Source organism: Pelagibius sp. Alg239-R121, from assembly GCF_947331435.1.
In the GTDB taxonomy this organism is placed as follows: Bacteria; Pseudomonadota; Alphaproteobacteria; order Kiloniellales; family Kiloniellaceae; genus Denitrobaculum.
The window spans coordinates 21,619-38,898 of record NZ_CAMZOF010000002.1; the positions used below are offsets into that span (position 1 = coordinate 21,619).

A 17,280-nucleotide genomic window follows, 5' to 3' on the forward strand; every position below is an offset into this window, starting at 1 on the left:
CTTGAGAATCCAAGCCATGCAGGAGTAATACGTGGCCAGTGCGCCGAAAATCCTGATTCTCAACGGCCCCAATTTAAATCTGTTGGGCCTCCGCGAACCGCACATATATGGTCATACGACCTTGAGCGATATCGAGGCCAGTTGCCGTCAGCATGCGGAAGCGTTGGGACTTGTTGTCGATTTTCAGCAATCGAACAGTGAAAGCACGCTCATCGGCTGGATCCACGAAGCCAGGACCAGCCAGGATGGCATTATCATCAATCCGGCCGCCTATACGCACACTTCAGTTGCAATCATGGACGCGCTGAAAGGCGTCGCGCTTCCGACCGTCGAAATCCACCTCTCGAATACACATCAGCGGGAGGACTTTCGCAAAGTCTCCTATGTTTCACAGGTTGCCTTTGGTGTGATCTGCGGCTTTGGAGCCCAAGGATACATAATGGCGCTGGATGCAATGGCTAAGAAGCTCATCAACGAACAAGAAGCATAATGTCGAAATTCGAAATCAATGAAGAGATAATCCGCTCACTCGCGGGATTGCTCGATGAAACCGGCCTCAGCGAAATCGAGTACGAGTCGCAAGGCCATCGTCTTCGTGTCAGCCGCGGCGGAGTCGCGCAAACGGTCGTGGCGGCCCCTGCGCCTGCCGCAGCGGCAGTTGCGGACGCATCGTCCGCACCGGCAACTGCGGTTGCAGCCGATCAGCCGCCGGCGGGTACGATAAACTCGCCTATGGTCGGTACCGCCTATCTTGCGGCCGAGCCGTCCGCTCCGGCCTTCATCAAGGTTGGAGATATGGTAACTGAGGGTCAGACTCTGCTGATCATAGAGGCCATGAAGGTGATGAACGAGCTCAAATCGCCGCGTTCCGGCAAGGTGTCACACATCATGGTCAGCGACGGTCAGCCGGTAGAATTCGGCGAGCCTTTGCTGGCCATCGAATAGATACGGGCAGCAGCCCCCATGTTCGAGAAAGTTCTGATCGCCAACCGCGGCGAAATCGCGCTTCGAATTCATCGTGCCTGTCGTGAGATGGGCATACAGACCGTTGCTGTCCACTCGACGGCAGACTCCGATGCAATGCATGTCAGACTGGCTGATGAGAGTGTCTGCATCGGGCCGCCAGCCAGCAAAGACAGTTACCTGAATGTCCCGGCTATCCTCTCGGCCGCGACCATCACCGGGGCGGATGCAATCCACCCCGGGGTTGGCTTCTTATCCGAGAACGCCGATTTCGCTGCCATGGTCGAAGAGCATGGCTTCGTTTTTATCGGCCCCACGCCGGACCATATCCAGCTGATGGGCGATAAAGTCGCCGCCAAACAGGCTGCCGACAATCTTGGCATACCCGTCGTGCCGGGATCCGACGGTGAGATTCTAACGGCTGAAGAGGCTCTGCCGATCGCCGAGAAGATCGGCTATCCCGTGTTGATCAAGGCCGCAGCAGGCGGTGGCGGCAGGGGTATGAAAGTCGCCTACAACGCGGACGAATTGCGCCAGGCGGTTCAACTGGCAAGGACCGAAGCCCAGGCAGCCTTCGGCAATGCCGCGGTCTATATGGAAAAGTATCTCGGACGCCCGCGGCACATCGAAATCCAGTTAATGGCCGATGGTCATGGCAACGTCATTCACCTTGGCGAACGTGATTGCTCGCTGCAGCGCCGGCATCAAAAACTGCTTGAAGAAGCCCCCTCGCCGGCCCTAAACGAAGAGGCACGGGCCTGGATCGGCAAGCGGTCCACCGATGCGATGAAAAAGCTCGGTTACAAGTCCGCAGGCACAATCGAATTTCTCTATGAAGATGGCGAATTCTACTTCATCGAGATGAACACACGCCTGCAGGTCGAGCATCCCATTTCGGAAGCGATTACCGGCATCGACATCGTCCGCGAACAGATCAGAATTGCCGCCGGACTGCCGATGAGCCTCGCTCAAGAGGATGTCACCTTCTTCGGTCATGCGATCGAATGCCGGATCAATGCGGAAAACCCGCAAACCTTTATGCCGTCGCCCGGAACCTTGACCGACTATCACGCTCCAGGCGGTCTCGGCGTACGCGTCGATTCAGGTATCTATGCCGGTTACCGTGTGCCGCCGCACTATGACAGTCTGATCGCCAAGCTGGTGGTCCATGGCCAGACCCGAAACGAATGCCTGATGCGTCTGCGGCGTGCGCTCGAAGAGTTTGTGATCGACGGCATCGAAACAACGGTACCGCTGCACCAAAAATTGATCGTCGACAACGAATTCATCAACGGCGATTATGATATTCACTGGCTTGAAAAGTTTGTCGGGGGACAGAGCTAGCTATCCGGGCGTCGCTGTTATAAGGCCCGGTATCTTTAAGGCAACTACGGACGGACATGGAGCTTACGCCCGACCTTTTGCTTAAAGCCTACACCGTCGGGGTTTTCCCGATGGCGGAAAGCCGGGATGATCCGGTGCTTCATTGGATCGACCCGGACCTCCGTGGTGTACTCCCACTTGATGCGGTGCATATTCCCCGCAAACTGCGGCGCAGAATCCGGCAAGGCGACTTCGAGGTCCGCTGTGACACAGCGTTTGACGAAGTCATTCGCCTTTGCGCCGCCCCGACCGAAGGCCGTCCGGATACCTGGATCAACCCCACAATCGAGCGGCTTTACAATCAGGTCTTTGCAAGAGGCTTTGCCCATTCCGTCGAATGTTGGCAGGACGGCAATCTGGTGGGCGGTCTTTACGGCGTTTCGCTCGGTGCGGTCTTTTTCGGCGAATCGATGTTCAGCCGCGTTTCCGACGCCAGTAAGGTCGCGTTGATGCACTTGGCACTGCGTCTGCGCAAGGGCGGCTACGAGCTGCTTGACACCCAGTTCAACACACCGCATCTCAGTCGCTTCGGTGTCCTTGAGATTCCAAGGGACGAGTACCAGAAACAGCTCGTGCGGGCGGTCAATACCCAAGCCCGCTTTCCCATCGAGGTGACCACGGCGGAGGTCGACGCCTTCCTGCAATCCTCTGCACCGCCTCCCGAGCATATTTGAGCTAGGTTGAGAACTCAAAAGGTGCGATGGCTTCGACGATAAAATTGTGTTTTCTGGCAAGGAGTTAGGAACGGAACGATGCTGAAGCATCGTGCCTCTGCCAGAGTTGGACCGACAATGCGACGCTGTCCAGAATTCATAATTTTACCGTCAAGATCGTCGAGGAAGAGGAGTTCCCAACCTAGGGCCATTCTCCTAGGATTTCGGAGGACTGACCCTTGTTTTCCCCGGCGTTCGATATAGGTGGTTCGGTACTGAATTCCATCTCGCGACGGGTGATACAAGCGCTTTGCGGCGTAAAGGCAGCAAAACGCAGATTAGCGCAACATCGAGATACAACCAGAAGGAATTTCGTTCAGCAGACTGTTGACAATCGCCGAGTGAAGCTATGGTCCAGAGAGAGGCTCAATTTGACCTGGAATTTATTCATATTAAACCTATAGCAAATTTTATATATGATATATATAATTGATTAGTATGGTAATTTTCCAACCCCTCATTTCGACGATGGCCAAATCATTCGGTAAATGCACAGGCGAAACGCTTCGAGTTTTTGGAAATTTTTGTTGTTATTGCGTTCATATAATGGCACTATGTCACAATCATAAGTAACATAATAATAAGAACACTCAACCGCATTACCCGTAGAGGTGAACTAGAGTGAGCAAATTTTCCCCTCAGACGAGAAAAATCGAAGTGCATGTCGGACAGAGAATTCGCGCACGGCGTACAATGCTGGGATTAACCCAGCAGCATCTGGCTAATCTGATTGGCGTTACCTATCAGCAAGCCCACAAGTATGAGCGTGGGACAAACCGGGTTTCAGCCGGCCGTCTGTATGAAATTGCCGAAGTCCTGGGCGTAGATGTCAGCTATTTTTACGACGGAATGGACGAAACCGAGTCGACGATACCTGCCCGCCAGCGTGTTTGCCTTGATCTGGCACGTAACTTTACGCGGATTACAAACGAACGCCACCAGAATGCAGTCAGTCAGCTCTGCCGGACATTGGCCGACGAAGCTTAACGACTCAGTCTTGACGGAACCGGTATCCTTTTGAGACGAAGAGTCGTGGCGACCTAGTTCGGCTTCTAAAACGCTGCGCCAATGCGGTGAAATTCGGTGGCTGTCTAGTACAGAAAAATTCAACACTCAGGAAATCGGTCGGCTCCATTGTCCGGCCGATTATCTTTGTTGAAAGCGGCGAAACCTCTTCTCACAATGCGCGGCAAGTGCCGTCAGTCGGACCGCTCAGCGACTTTCACCACTAGTTTGCCGAAATTCCTACCTTCCAGCATTCCCATAAAGGCCTCGGGCGCTGCCACCAGGCTTTCGACCATATCTTCGCGGTAGCGCACCGAGCCATCCCTGAGCCATCCGGACATCTCCTCGAAAAAAACAGGGAAGTCCGCGTAGTGGTCAAAGATTATAAATCCGCGGATGGTAATACGCTTCGTCAGAAGGTTGCGCATCAAAAGCGGCGCCTTGTCCGGCCCGTCAGGGAGTGACGTCGCGTTGTAGTGTGCGATCAGTCCGCAAAGCGGGACCCTTGCCCAGACGTTCAACAGAGGCAGCACTGCCTGGAAAACCGCCCCGCCGACATTTTCGAAATAGACATCGATCCCATCGGGGCAGGCTGAAGCTAGCCGCGCCGCGAAATCGGCGTCTTTGTAATTCAGGCAGGTATCAAATCCCAAATCATCCGTGACATACGCACATTTTTCCGAAGAACCGGCAACACCGACGACACGGCACCCTTTGAGCTTTGCAATCTGTCCAACGACGGAGCCGACCGCGCCCGACGCAGCGGCAACCACGACCGTCTCCCCCGCTTTCGGCTGACCAATCTGAAGCAAGCCGGTATAGGCGGTAAAACCGGGCATACCCAGCACGCCAAGAGCATAGGATAATGGGCCAGCCGAGGGATCGAGTTTTCGAACCGCCTCACCATCGGACAAGGCGTAGTCCTGCCAGCCGCTGCCAGCCAAGACGACATCGCCGACGGAATAGCCTTCGAGATTGGAATCGATGACCTCGCAAACGGTGCCAGCGGTCATGACGCCTCCAATAGCAACCGGTTCGGCATAAGAAGCCGCATCATTCATGCGACCACGCATGTAGGGATCCAAAGACAGGTAGAGTGTCTTCAACAGCATTTGTCCCGGCCCTGCTGTGGGAATATCTCCTTCCAGCAGGCTGAAATTCTCTGCGGTCGGCACTCCGTTGGGGCGGGAAGCCAAAGTGATTTGCCGGTTTTTTGCTTGGGTCATGGAACTGTTATCTTTCTACATGCGGAGGCAGGCTAAGGTCTCAGACTGCTGTAAGGTTCGGGAGGAAAAGCGACGGCCCCATACCTACAAGTCTTCGGTCAGGAAAATATCGATCACATCGTCGATCGAGTTGTCGGTCACAAACCCAAGGGCGGTTGCTTCCGGCGTCTCGAAGGCCACAGGCCAGGTATCGACAATCTTCTGAACTGCGGGATCCAGTTCCCAGCTGATGAGGTTCGCGTCGCCGCCCTTTCGAATCAGAGCCTCAACCATTTCCTCCAGGCTGACGGTAAGGCCGGGCAGATTGAGCGTCCGCCAATTTCCGAGCTTTTCCAGATCAAGGTCTGCGCCGTGGATGAATGCGGAGACAATCGAGCGCGGAGACGTCAGCCAAACACCCACATCACGACGCACCGGACAGGTCATCTTTTGTCCGGACAGCGGCTCGCGCAGAATCGAACTGGCAAAGGAAGACGCGGCGCGGTTCGGACGGCCTGGACGCACAACGACCGTGGGGAGACGGAAGGCGATACCCTGAATAAAGCCCTTGCGCGCATAGTCATTCAACAGCAGTTCAGCGATCGCCTTCTGCGTCCCATATGATGTCAGAGGCCGGTTTGGCGTCTTGCCGGTGATGGCCCCGTCTTCCGGGCCGAAGGCCGCGACCGAGCTCGCAAACAAGACCTTCGGTCGCGTTCTCAGGCTGCGGCAACGCTCCAGGATCAAACGTGTCGCGTCGAGATTGACCCGCATGCCGAGGTCGAAGTTTTCCTCAGCCTCGCCACTGACCACAGCCGCCAGGTGAAATACGACCGCCGTGTCCTCATCTATTACCGATTCCAGCACGTCCGGATCGGCCACATCTCCAATCACCGATCTGCAGCCTTCCGGTACAATTCTGGCTTCGACGTGATCGAGCATGACGATCTCGTCGATGGCTACCTGATGCCCCGTCGCATCTGCACAGCTTCCCTTCTTGCTCAACGCTATGGCGAGCTTATTTCCAAGGAAGCCTGCGCCCCCGGTGATCAAGACTTTCATTGTCAAATTTCTCTCCCGACCTGCAGCAACTGCCTTGCTCGTTCTTGCCTTCTTCAATCAAGAACGATGGCACTCTGGATACGCGGCGATCACCGCGCTTTCGGCAACGCTACAAAAGCCGTCCTGCCTTGTCACGCAGTAGGACCGCAGAGATCCGAGAAACGGGAGAGAAAGAGCCGGATGGGTAAAAAAACGCGGCCAAAAACTTCGGCCGCGCCAAAAACTTATCTACAACGGTGTGGCAATCAGGAGCAGTTCAGCCTTTTTTTGCCGCACCGTTCCCTGCGCCGTTCCCTGCCTTCATCACCTGCTCAGTCTGTTCTTCGATCGGTGTCCAGCTTTCCTGCGTGATTTCCGCGGCGATTCCGCTCAAGGTTCTGACTTCCTCAAAATACTCACGCATAGTCGACTGCATGAAGGTCGAGCAGATTTCGAAAGCCTCCACCGGCGAACGGCAAGCCATGAAAGATTTCTGCGCTTCAACATCCTCGCCAATCCGCATACTCGCAAAACGGCTCAATTCTTCGTTAATCGTCGCAGCCCCCTTCATCATGACATCGCTCATCTTCGTGAGGGTCTTAATGTTGGCTGTATTCATCTCCATGAAAGCTTCGGAGTTAAGGGGGATAAAGTTCGGTTCTTGAGGTTCGACCGCCGACGCTTTGGTCTGCGCTGCGCACATAGAGAGTCTCCTTATATCTTAGCAAACGAGGTCACCGCTCAGTAAGGCTTCAAGGAGCCACTGCTGCGGCTTTCCACCGACATTAGAGCAAACGAAATCATCGCCCATGATATAAATCAATATCTCTCAAGCTCTTGACACAAAAAGATAATTAACAAGTGACCGAAACTAAACCAGGGTGTGAATTGCCCCTCGAACAGCGTGCGTAAAACGATCAGGTTCTCGGCGTCGTCGTGAACCCGATCTTGCGGTTTGTGGCTGGCTTGACGGCGACCTCCTGCTCGAGCAGACGCTGAATTTCGAACACCTTTGAAACACCATCAGGCGCTGCGGCTCTGAGGAACTTCAGTTTTTTGGCCACCACTGCAAAATCGCCGGGTGTCAGGCAGGCAATCCGTTCGATCGTTGCTGGCGCTTCTTCGCCAAAAAAGCTGCGGAACGCCGCCCTCACCTGCGGTGCAGTCATGAAATCGAACTTGATCTTAAAGGTGAAGCGGCGCAGGGCGGCAGCATCGATCTGTGCAATTTGATTGGTCGTGCAGGCGAAAGGCTGCTGATGGCCTTCCATAGCCTGCAACAGTTCGTTGACCATCGAGACTTCCCAAGAGCGATTAGCACCGCTTCTACCCCACAGCAGCGAGTCGGCTTCGTCGATGATCAAAAAACGCTCGTCCTCCCTTGCTTCTGCGAAGGCTTCGGCAATCAATTGCTCGGTCTCGCCCACCCATTTGGAAAGCAGGTCCGATCCGCGTTTTTCGAGCACGTCGAGTCCCATCGTCTGCGCGAGATGACGGACAAAGGCACTTTTACCAGTGCCCGGTGCCCCGTGGCAGCAAAGTGAAAAATCGCGAGGTGTCGAGTGATGCGACAGCGCCTGCTCCAAGCTTGCAAGTTCCAGGTCTGCATTAACCAGCTCTGGCTGGAAAACAGACGGTTTTTGCAAGATCGGGCGATACCCGCTGCTCCCATCAACGAGTTTGCTCAATGACCCGACAACAAAATCGAGATCCGCCTCGCCCCCTCGCGCTACGGCGACGGAACGGGTTGCCGTATTGATAACACCCGGCCCGACCCGATGGCGCCGAGACAAAACCGACGGCGCATCGCGCTCTACGGAAACACCATGCAATTGCAGAGCTTTTTCCCACAAGCGTTTGCGCGTCGCCAGCGGCGGCACCTTGACTTCGACGATGCAGGACATCCGGCGCAAAAATGCCGGATCGAACTCCTGCACGCTATTTGCCGTCCAGAGAATCGGCACAGGGTTTTCCTCCAGCGTCCGGTTCAAGAAGACCTTGGAGCCGGCCCGGCGCATTCGGCTTCCGTCATAACCGGCACGGATGTCGTTTTGAAGAATATCCTCCATCTCGTCGAATAACAGAGCGGCCTCACCCCGGCGCATCGCGAGACGTTGGGCAAGCCGCAAATCGGCGAGGCGGCCGTAGCGGTCGGGCTCGTCGCCGTCTTCATCGCACTCGCCGATAGCAAAAAGCGAAAGACCGGCGCTGGCCGCCAGGATCTTGCAGAGTTCGGTTTTGCCGGTGCCGGGCGGACCGTAAAGAAGGATGTTGATGCCCCGGCGGTTCGTGGAGGCAGCACCAGCCAAAAGATCGGCCATGAAATCGCGTTGTAATGCCAGGTGCTCAAAATCAGACCAGAGCAAATCCGACCAAAGAGCATTGCCTAGTAAGGCTCGCTCGATCTCTTCAATACCGTCATTGGGTGGCAACAGCGCACGGCGCAAAGAATAGGGAACATAAAAGCAAAACTGCGATGTGCCGGTGCCGGAACCTTCGATCAGTCCAAGCTTACGCAAGGCACCGCTACGCAGGCAGCGCCACACCTCTGTTTGACTTTTCCCGATGGCGACCGCAATGACGCCGGCGCTGTCAATCATGCGGGTTGCAACCAGGTGATCGCACAGCATGTCAAATGCTCCTTCGCATCCGCACTGAAAGACAAAGGCAAGGATTTCGCGCTCTAGCGGCTCCAAAGTCATCGCATCGGAAAAAGCCTGCAGATTTGAAGCAGGAATCCTGATTGAATCCACCGTACCCCGTTCTGCCTTTGCAAGCGCATCGCACAGCTGCGCCCAAGCCCTGGGAGACAATGGTTTGTCTTCAGATTTGGCTTTACGCCGTTTTCCCGATGCCGTTTTCACCGTGGTGACCTTCAGGAATTCGACACCCGTAAGTCCTGACCGATGACGCAGCCAACGCGCAAGGACAAGACCGGCCTGTGAATCCGGCTCGAAGGCAGCCATGAGTCTTGCAACGTAACCGGCGATCTGGCCGGATGATTTATAGCTTTCCATTTTTGTTCAATCTGGTCTGGTGCCGCCAGCGCCGGGCAACCGGAATCGCGCACAGAAACGCGCAGGATCCGGTGTTGCAAAAGCAGCAGCTTTTTGTTTTTACGAAGGCTGCACAAGCGGAGGCAACTATGCCTCGAGACGCAGCTTATCCGTCTGGTTCAGGTGTTTGTTATGTCGATAGGCCAGTCTCTGTTCACCGGCCGGGAGCGCTGCTAACGCGCTAGGCAGGCGAACCAGTCGAGATCTGGCGCGATATCAAGATCGCGGAACATTTTCATGTTGTCTCTCTCTAGCTCAAAAGCGTCTGTTCAAAGGCGTCAATACCGACGCGACGGAGGCGGTATGTAACAAAACGCATCAAAAATATCAAGCTTCAATGCTTCCGAAAGTTGAAACAACGCAGAAATATTGTCCCCTCACTTGATTTCATTTGTATCCGCATGAAACTTCCTTTAGGCCGGGAAATACCATAAACTGCGGCTCTTGGGGTTTCAGAAGGGGCTCAACCCAGTGAACAGGTCGGACAAAAAGCAAAAGTTCTTTGTAGAGTTGATCAAACCGTCGCACTACGACGACGACGGTTATGTTATCCAATGGCTGAAAGCCTGGATCCCCTCCAACACGCTCTCGAGTATCTACGGAATCTCCATGGATCTCATCGAGCGGCGCGCCTTGGGTGACGACGTCGATGTTGTCCTCAATGCCTATGACGAGACCAACACGATCATCCCGATCAAGGACATCATCCGGCGTCAAACCAGCGAAGGCGCCAAGGGGGTTGTCTGTCTGGTCGGTGTGCAGTCCAACCAGTTCCCCCGCGCAATGGACATGGCCCGGCAGTTTCGGGCGAAGGGTCTCCAGGTCGCGATTGGCGGTTTTCATCCCAGCGGCTGCCTCTCCATGCTACCCGAGTTACCGCCGGATCTGCAGGAAGCCGTGGACATCGGCATTACGCTTTATGCCGGCGAGTCCGAAGGCCGACTGCAGGACTTCTATCTCGACGCCCTGAACGGCGACATGAAGTCGATCTACAATTACATGAGTGATCTGCCGGGCATAGACGACGAACCGACGCCTTTCCTGCCGGAAAAGATGGTACGCAAGTACGGCGCCTCCATCGCCTGTTTCGATGCCGGCCGTGGCTGCCCCTTCCAGTGCAGCTTCTGCACCATCATCAACGTACAGGGCCGCAAGTCGCGGTTCCGCGAGGCCGACGACGTCGAACGGCTGGTACGCGCCAACATGAAGCAAGGCATTTACCGCTACTTCATCACGGACGATAACTTCGCGCGCAACAAAAACTGGGAAGCGATATTCGATCGGCTCGGCGATCTGAAGGAAGAGTTGGGACTACCCTTTTCGATCACCATCCAGGTCGACACCCTCTGCCACAAGATCAAGAACTTCATCCCCAAGGCCAAGCGTGCGGGTGTTTCGCGAGTCTTCATCGGCATGGAGAACATCAATCCGGACAACCTGATGCACGCCAAGAAGCGGCAGAACCGGATTACCGAATACCGCACCATGCTGCAGATGTGGCGTAACCAACAGATCATCACCTTCGCGGGCTACATCCTGGGTTTCCCCGCCGACACACCGGAAAAGATCGCGAACGACATCGAGATCATCAAGCGAGAGCTGCCGGTCGATATTCTGGAATTCTTCTGCCTGACACCCCTGCCCGGTTCCGAGGATCATCAGAACCTCTACAAGCAGGGCATCCCCATGGACCCTGACATGAACATCTACGACCTGGAGCACGTCTGCACCGGGCACGCGATGATGTCCAAGGATGAATGGCAGGGGATCTACAACAAAGCCTGGGAGCTCTATTACTCCGACGACCATGTCGCGACCATGATGAAGCGCATGGTGGTCAGCGGCAACAAGCCGGAGCGCATCTGGATGCATACACTGCAGTTCGCCGGCTGTATCCGTTTTGAAAAAGTTCACCCGCTCCAGGGTGGTTACTTCCGGCGCAAGGTCCGGACTCAGCGCCGCTCTGGTCTGCCGATCGAAAGCCCGTTTGTGTTCTATCCCAAACGAATTTGGGATGTGATCACCACCTACGGTCCCTTCGCCGCCTATACGCTGAAGCTGTTTCTGCTGGCCAAGAAGATCAAACGCGATCCTGCAACCCAGTCTTATATGGATCTTGCGCTGACCCCGGTGGATGAGCACGGCGAAGACGAACATCTGGAGATGTTCGAGTTGAGCGAATCAGCCAAAGCTGCCGTGGCGAAGGCCCATCGGGAAACCGAAGCCCGCGAAAGCCGGGCGCAGCAGGTGACTGCCGCCGAGTAGCGGCTCAGAAGCCTCCCAAAATTTACGAACCGCCTGCGACGACCTCGCAGGCGATTTCGTGTCCGGGAGCAACGGATTCCAGTTCCTGCACCCGCGTCGCACAACGCGCCTCGGCAAGCGGACAACGCGTCCGGAAGGCACAGCCGGACGGCGGATCCAGCGGCGAGGGCGGATCGCCATGCAGCACGATCCTTTGGCGTGCCCGCGCCGTCTTGGGGTCGGGCACAGGTGCCGCGGACAGCAGAGCCCTGGTGTAGGGATGTTTGGGATCGGAGAAGAGCGCAGCCTTGTCGGCCAATTCCACGACCCGCCCCAGATAGAGCACCATGATTCGGTCTGATATCAGTCGCATGATAGAGAGGTCATGGCTGATGAAAATCATGGTCAGCCCGAACTTATGCTTGAGATCCTGCAGCAGATTAATGATCTGGGCCTGGATCGAAACATCCAGGGCCGAAACAGGCTCGTCGCAAACCACCAACTTCGGGCGCGTGATAATGGCCCGCGCGATACCGATGCGCTGCGCCTGTCCTCCCGAGAACTCATGGGGGTAACGGTTGAGCATGTCGCCGGCGAGGCCGACCGTATCCATCACCTCGAGCACCCTGGCCCGGCGATCTGCTTTGGATAGCGCAGCTTCGAAAACCGTCAGGGGTTCGGCGATGATATCACCAATCGTCATGCGTGGATCCAGCGACGCGATGGGATCCTGGAAGATCATCTGCATGTCGCGGCGTTTCTGGCGCATCTCTTCCGATGAAAGGCCGACGATATCCTTGCCCTGCCAGACGACCCGTCCCGCAGTTGGTTCGATCAACCGCAGGAGACTGCGTCCAAGCGTGGACTTGCCGCAACCGGACTCGCCGACCACACCCAGGGTTTCGCCTTCCTGGATCGAGAAACTGATATCGGCAACGGCCCGCAGGGCCCGTTTCGGCTGAAACAGTCCCGTCCCGGAAACCGAAAATTCGGTCCTGATATCCTGAACCTCGAGAAGTGGCGGACTCATGCCGGCTCCCTTTCCTCGGCCCGCACCAGCAGGCAGGCACAGGTGCGCTTTTCCGCGATGCCTTTGAGCGGTGGCCGTATTTCACGGCATTGCTGTTCCGCGACAGAGCAACGCGCCGCGAAGGCGCAGCCTTTGGGCAGGCGCTGCAAATTTGGTGGACGGCCAGGAATTGGCTCCAGGTTCTCCAGATCGGTGTCGATCCGGGGTGTGGACGCCAGCAGGGCTTTTGTATAGGGGTGCTTCGGATTCTCAAAAAGGTCGTCGACCGGCGCCTCTTCAACCACACAACCGGCGTACATAACGAAGACCCGGTCGGCGAGCCCGGCAACGACCCCAAGATCGTGGGAGATCAACACAAGGGCTGTGTTGAAGCGTTTTTTTAAATCGGCAAAGAGCTCCAGTATCTGCGCTTGGATGGTCACGTCAAGCGCGGTAGTCGGCTCGTCCGCGACCAGTAGTTTCGGTTCGCAAAGCAGGGCCATGGCGATCATCACACGCTGACGCATGCCGCCTGAAAGCTCGTGCGGATACATACGGAAGCGCCGCTTCGGGTCCGGAATGCCGACAGATTCCAGCATGGCAATCGCCCGCTTGTCGGCTTCCGCCCGCGTGCAGCCCTGATGCACTTCCAGGGTTTCGGTCAGCTGTCGCGAGATCTTCAGCGAGGGGTTCAAACCGGTCATGGGGTCCTGGAACACCATGGAGATATCCCGACCGCGGTAGATGTCCAACTCACGCGCGCTCATGGTCAGGAGGTCCCGGCCTTCGAGAGTAGCTTTACCCGATGCCCTTCCGTTTTTCGACAACAATCCCATTACGGAGAGAAAGGTCTGACTCTTGCCCGAGCCGGACTCACCGACAATGGCGACCGTCTCTCCGGCCGCAATTTCCAGGTTCAATCCGGAAACGGCCTGAACTTCTCCATCCGGCGTATCGAAACGCACAGTGAGACCTTCGGTTTTGAAGATGTTTTCCGTCATTGCTCAAACATCCTTCGGATCGAAAGCATCGCGCAGGCCGTCGCCGATAAAGCTCAGACTCAACAGCATGGCGACAAGAAAGCTCGCCGGAAACCCTAACAGCCAAGGCATGACCTCCATCACGTCGGCACCTTCGGCGATCAGGGTGCCGAGCGAAGTCAGGGGCTCCTGCACCCCAAAACCTAGATAGGAGAGGAAACTCTCGGTCACGATGATCTCCGGCACGGTCAGCGTGGCAAAGATCACCACCGGCCCGACAAGGTTAGGCGCGATGTGACGCCGGATGATTTGGAAGGGTTTCAGCCCGGCCGCCCGCGCCGCCTCGATAAACTCCCGCTCGCGCAAGGAGAGCGTCTGGCCACGTACGATCCGTGCCATGGTCAGCCATTCGACCGCCCCGATCCCGACGAACAGCAGGATCACGTTGCGTCCGAAAATCACCATCAGCAAAATGACAAAAAGGATGTAGGGCAGTGCGTACATGATATCGACAAACCGCATCATGATCGCGTCGGTTCGCCCACCGAGATAGCCGGCAATCGACCCGTAGGTCACGCCGATCACGATCGAAACCAGAGTCGCCACCAGGGCAACCATCAAGGAGACACGCGTGCCGTAGAGCGTACGCGCAAGCATATCCCGGCCGTTCTGGTCGGTGCCGAAGTAATGCCCGCTGGCGAAATCGGGTGGCAACCTGAAAGCCGCCCAGTCCGGATCCTCGTAACCATAGGGCAGGAAAAACGGTCCTATCAACGCCACCACAACCAAGCCCAGCATCACGAAGACCGAAACCAATGCCGCCTTGTTGCGGCGAAAGCGACGCATGGCATCCTGGGTCAAGCTTCGCCCCTTAGGCGCAAAGCCATCCTCGTGCTGAGGCTCCAGAGCGTCGACGAGCGCATCACGCTTTTCAGAACCCAGCATCAGTGCGCCCTCACTTTTGGATCAAGCAGCGCATAGACCAGATCGACAACCAGGTTCAGCAGGATGATCAGAACCATGTAGAAAATCACCGTGCCCAGCACCATGCCGTAATCCCGGTTAAGAGCGGCGTTAATGAAGTACTGCCCGATGCCCGGCAACCCGAAGATCGATTCCACGACCAGAGAACCGGTCAGCAGATAACCCGCGGCTGGCCCCAGATAGGAAACTACTGGAAGCAAGGCCGGTTTGATGGCGTGGCGGGTGATCATCAGGCGTGCGCCGATCCCTTTGGCACGCGCCGTGCGGATGTAGTTCGCCCCCAGCACTTCGATCATGGAGCCGCGCATCAGACGCGATATTCTCGCCGTGTGCGGAAGAGCCAGTATGATCACAGGCAACACCAGATGGCTCAGCTTACCACCGCCCCAACCGCCGACCGGCAACCAGCCGAGGGTGACACCGAATACCAGCTGCAGGATCGGCGCCATGAGGAAGTTCGGCACGATCAGGCCGATCATGATCACCAGGGCAATGCCGTAGTCGGTGGACTTATTCTGGTAGAGCGCGCCGATCACACCGGCCAGGACACCGACCAGGATCGCCAGCATAAAGGCGGCTCCGCCCAGGATGAAGGTGTAGGGCAGCCCGATTGCGATCAGGTCGACAACGGTGAAGTCGTCGGTGATATAAGACGGCCCCAGATCGCCCATCAACACGCCCGAGACGTAGTCCCAGTATTGGACGATCAGGGATTTATCGAGATTGTAATGCGCCCGAAGATTGGCAAGGATCCGCTCGGGCAACTGCCGTTCGGCATCGAAAGGTCCTCCCGGCGCCAGCCGCAGAATGAAAAAGCACAGGGTCAGCGCAATCCAAAGCACCGGAATCGTCGACAGCAGCCTGCGTAGTGCAAAGCCCAGCATATTTCAGTCACCTAACCGCTAGGTGGAACTGCCCCTCGGCCGAAACCTCAGGGCAGCCCCTGTTCCTATTGGAGATCATGCACGACATTGCGTCGAGTCAGATCTCTCTTTTCTGGCTTCACTACTCTTCCTTGGTGAGCCAGCGGGTGCGGTGAATGTCGAAGGCGTTGTCTTCGAAGCCTTTGATTTTGGGAGAAACGATATTCTCCGAAAGATAAAAATAGATCGGCGCGGCTGCATTATCGCCCATGGCAATCTTTTCAGCTTGGGACAGCAGACTGGCACGTTTTACCAGATCTGTCTCCAGCGACGCCTGATCCAGCAGCTTATCGAATTCGGGGCTGCTGTAAGCACCGTAGTTGTTGCTGGTGCTGCCCTTTAGAAGATCCAGGAAGTTGACAGGATCGTTGTAGTCTGCGAGCCAGCCTGCACGCGCGACATCGAACTCGCCCTTGCGGATCTCCGCATAGTGGACCTTCACTTCGGAGTTAAAGAGCTTCGCCTCGACTCCCAAGGCTTTCCACATGGATACGACGGCAACGGCGATACGCTTGTGATTGTCGTTGGTGTTGTAACGCAGCGTAACCTGCAGCGGATTATCCTCGCTGTAGCCAGCCTCGGCAATCAGGGCTTTTGCCGCTTCGAGCTTTTCAGGATAACTCATCTCCGCCCAATCGACCTCGGAGGACTCGCCGGAGTTGGCCATGCCGGGCGGCACCCAGGAGTAGGCCGGCAGTTCACCCGTGCCCAATATCTGCGGGCCAATCACTTCGCGATTGATCGCCATGGAAAGCGCCTTGCGCACACGAGCATCGTCGAACGGTGGTTTGCGGTGATTAAAGACATAGTAGTAGAGACCGGCAAAAGGCGCGACCCGGGCTTCGCCCGGATGATTTTCCTGCAACCACTGATACTGGTCCTTGGGGAAGTCCGTCAGGATGTCGAACTCGCCTGCGCGATAGCGCTTCAATGCTGCGGACTGATCTTCCAGCACGAAGAACTTTACACCGTCGATCTTCAGGTTTGCGACATCGTAGTATTTATCGTTCTTGGTGGTGGTGACGTGCGCGCCGGGAATCCACTCAACCGGCTTGTAGGGTCCGTTGACCACGATGTTGTCGATCTTCACCCAGTCGGCACCTTTGGCCTCGACCACATGTTTAGGGACCGGATAGGCCGTATAGTGGGTCAGTGCGCCCAGGAAGAACGGCGTCGGTTGCTCGAGTGTGATTTCCAGGGTCTTGTCATCGATTGCCTTGACGCCGAGCTGTCCCAGGTCGGCGATGTCACCGGAATTGATCTCTTCCGCATTCTTGATGGGGAACTGCAGATAGGCATACTCCGCCGCCGTCTCCGGATTCATGATCCGCTGGAACGCAAAGACGAAATCATGAGCCGTGACCGGCTGGCCGTCCGACCAATTCGCGCTTTCCCGCAGTTTGAAAGTGTACACCAGACCATCATCGGAAATGGTCCAGCTCTCAGCCTGACCAGCCATCGGGGTCGCGCCAACGTCTTCGGTCATCAGGCCCTCAAAGATATCTCCAACGATCCGGTTCTCCCAGTCGCCCGAGACCTTATGCGGATCCAGTGACGAAGGATCACCGCCGTTATGGAGGTTCAGCATGGCTGCGTAAGCAGGCGCGACAAAAAACATCGCGGCGAAAGCACTAAGGAAAAACGTTCCCAGACGGTTTTTAGGCATCTCATGCACTCCCTTTCTGGTTGTGAGTTGCAGCCACCATACGACAAGGCCAGCTGCCGTTTCAGGCCTTTTTCGCTCAATAGCGAAAAAAACACAGATACGTCTCAG

General features: G+C 56.2%; 15 protein-coding genes. 6 read left to right on the forward strand and 9 right to left on the reverse strand.

Annotated elements, in window-relative coordinates:
• Window positions 1-31: 31 nt before the first annotated feature.
• The 5 genes from aroQ to QMZ18_RS07395 all read left to right on the forward strand — a co-directional run bounded on the left by aroQ (window position 32) and on the right by QMZ18_RS07395 (window position 4,046).
• A complete protein-coding gene (gene aroQ, locus QMZ18_RS07375) occupies window positions 32-490 on the forward strand; it encodes a type II 3-dehydroquinate dehydratase (protein ID WP_282605632.1) in 459 nt (152 codons plus the stop codon).
• Window positions 490-945: an acetyl-CoA carboxylase biotin carboxyl carrier protein gene (gene accB, locus QMZ18_RS07380; protein WP_282605633.1), complete on the forward strand. Its 456-nt coding sequence runs from the start codon at window positions 490-492 to the stop codon at window positions 943-945. The genes aroQ and accB overlap by 1 nt, the downstream gene beginning before the upstream one ends.
• An 18-nt stretch (window positions 946-963) precedes the next feature.
• Window positions 964-2,307 (forward strand): acetyl-CoA carboxylase biotin carboxylase subunit, encoded by a 1,344-nt coding sequence (gene accC, locus QMZ18_RS07385; RefSeq protein ID WP_282605634.1) that lies wholly within the window; start codon window positions 964-966, stop codon window positions 2,305-2,307.
• A gap of 56 nt (window positions 2,308-2,363) precedes the next feature.
• A complete protein-coding gene (gene aat / locus QMZ18_RS07390; RefSeq protein WP_282605635.1) occupies window positions 2,364-3,020 on the forward strand; it encodes a leucyl/phenylalanyl-tRNA--protein transferase in 657 nt (218 codons plus the stop codon).
• A 660-nt stretch (window positions 3,021-3,680) separates the two neighbouring features.
• Entirely contained in the window at window positions 3,681-4,046 is a 366-nt protein-coding gene (locus QMZ18_RS07395) for a helix-turn-helix domain-containing protein (protein WP_282605636.1), read from the forward strand.
• A gap of 212 nt (window positions 4,047-4,258) precedes the next feature.
• On the opposite strand, the gene QMZ18_RS07400 is transcribed toward QMZ18_RS07395, so the two are convergent.
• The 4 genes from QMZ18_RS07400 to QMZ18_RS07415 all read right to left on the reverse strand — a co-directional run bounded on the left by QMZ18_RS07400 (window position 4,259) and on the right by QMZ18_RS07415 (window position 9,327).
• On the reverse strand, window positions 4,259-5,290 hold the full coding sequence (locus QMZ18_RS07400; protein WP_282605637.1) for an NADP-dependent oxidoreductase: 1,032 nt from the start codon (window positions 5,288-5,290) through the stop codon (window positions 4,259-4,261).
• Between the two features lie 84 nt (window positions 5,291-5,374).
• Window positions 5,375-6,331 carry a D-erythronate dehydrogenase gene (denD, locus tag QMZ18_RS07405; protein ID WP_282605638.1) on the reverse strand — a complete coding sequence of 319 codons (957 nt, stop codon included), beginning with the start codon at window positions 6,329-6,331 and terminating at the stop codon, window positions 5,375-5,377.
• Window positions 6,332-6,587: 256 nt separating this feature from the next.
• Entirely contained in the window at window positions 6,588-7,013 is a 426-nt protein-coding gene (locus QMZ18_RS07410) for a phasin family protein (RefSeq protein ID WP_282605639.1), read from the reverse strand.
• Window positions 7,014-7,227: 214 nt separating this feature from the next.
• Window positions 7,228-9,327 (reverse strand): AAA family ATPase, encoded by a 2,100-nt coding sequence (locus QMZ18_RS07415; protein WP_282605640.1) that lies wholly within the window; start codon window positions 9,325-9,327, stop codon window positions 7,228-7,230.
• Between the two features lie 510 nt (window positions 9,328-9,837).
• On the opposite strand from QMZ18_RS07415, the gene QMZ18_RS07420 reads away from it, so the two are divergent.
• Window positions 9,838-11,631 carry a radical SAM protein gene (locus tag QMZ18_RS07420; RefSeq protein WP_282605641.1) on the forward strand — a complete coding sequence of 598 codons (1,794 nt, stop codon included), beginning with the start codon at window positions 9,838-9,840 and terminating at the stop codon, window positions 11,629-11,631.
• A 22-nt stretch (window positions 11,632-11,653) separates the two neighbouring features.
• Here QMZ18_RS07420 and QMZ18_RS07425 read toward each other — a convergent pair whose 3' ends face one another.
• The 5 genes from QMZ18_RS07425 to QMZ18_RS07445 all read right to left on the reverse strand — a co-directional run bounded on the left by QMZ18_RS07425 (window position 11,654) and on the right by QMZ18_RS07445 (window position 17,172).
• Entirely contained in the window at window positions 11,654-12,640 is a 987-nt protein-coding gene (locus QMZ18_RS07425; RefSeq protein ID WP_282605642.1) for an ABC transporter ATP-binding protein, read from the reverse strand.
• Window positions 12,637-13,620, reverse strand: coding sequence for an ABC transporter ATP-binding protein (locus QMZ18_RS07430; RefSeq protein ID WP_282605643.1), 984 nt, complete (start codon window positions 13,618-13,620; stop codon window positions 12,637-12,639). Before QMZ18_RS07430 ends, QMZ18_RS07425 begins: the two co-directional genes overlap by 4 nt.
• Window positions 13,621-13,623: 3 nt before the next feature.
• Window positions 13,624-14,544 (reverse strand): ABC transporter permease, encoded by a 921-nt coding sequence (locus QMZ18_RS07435; RefSeq protein WP_282605644.1) that lies wholly within the window; start codon window positions 14,542-14,544, stop codon window positions 13,624-13,626.
• The gene (locus QMZ18_RS07440) at window positions 14,544-15,467 is read right to left on the reverse strand and encodes an ABC transporter permease subunit (protein WP_282605645.1); all 924 of its coding nucleotides are present in this window, start codon (window positions 15,465-15,467) and stop codon (window positions 14,544-14,546) included. Before QMZ18_RS07440 ends, QMZ18_RS07435 begins: the two co-directional genes overlap by 1 nt.
• Window positions 15,468-15,588: 121 nt before the next feature.
• A complete protein-coding gene (locus QMZ18_RS07445) occupies window positions 15,589-17,172 on the reverse strand; it encodes a peptide ABC transporter substrate-binding protein (RefSeq protein WP_322097170.1) in 1,584 nt (527 codons plus the stop codon).
• Between the last annotated feature and the right edge of the window lie 108 nt (window positions 17,173-17,280).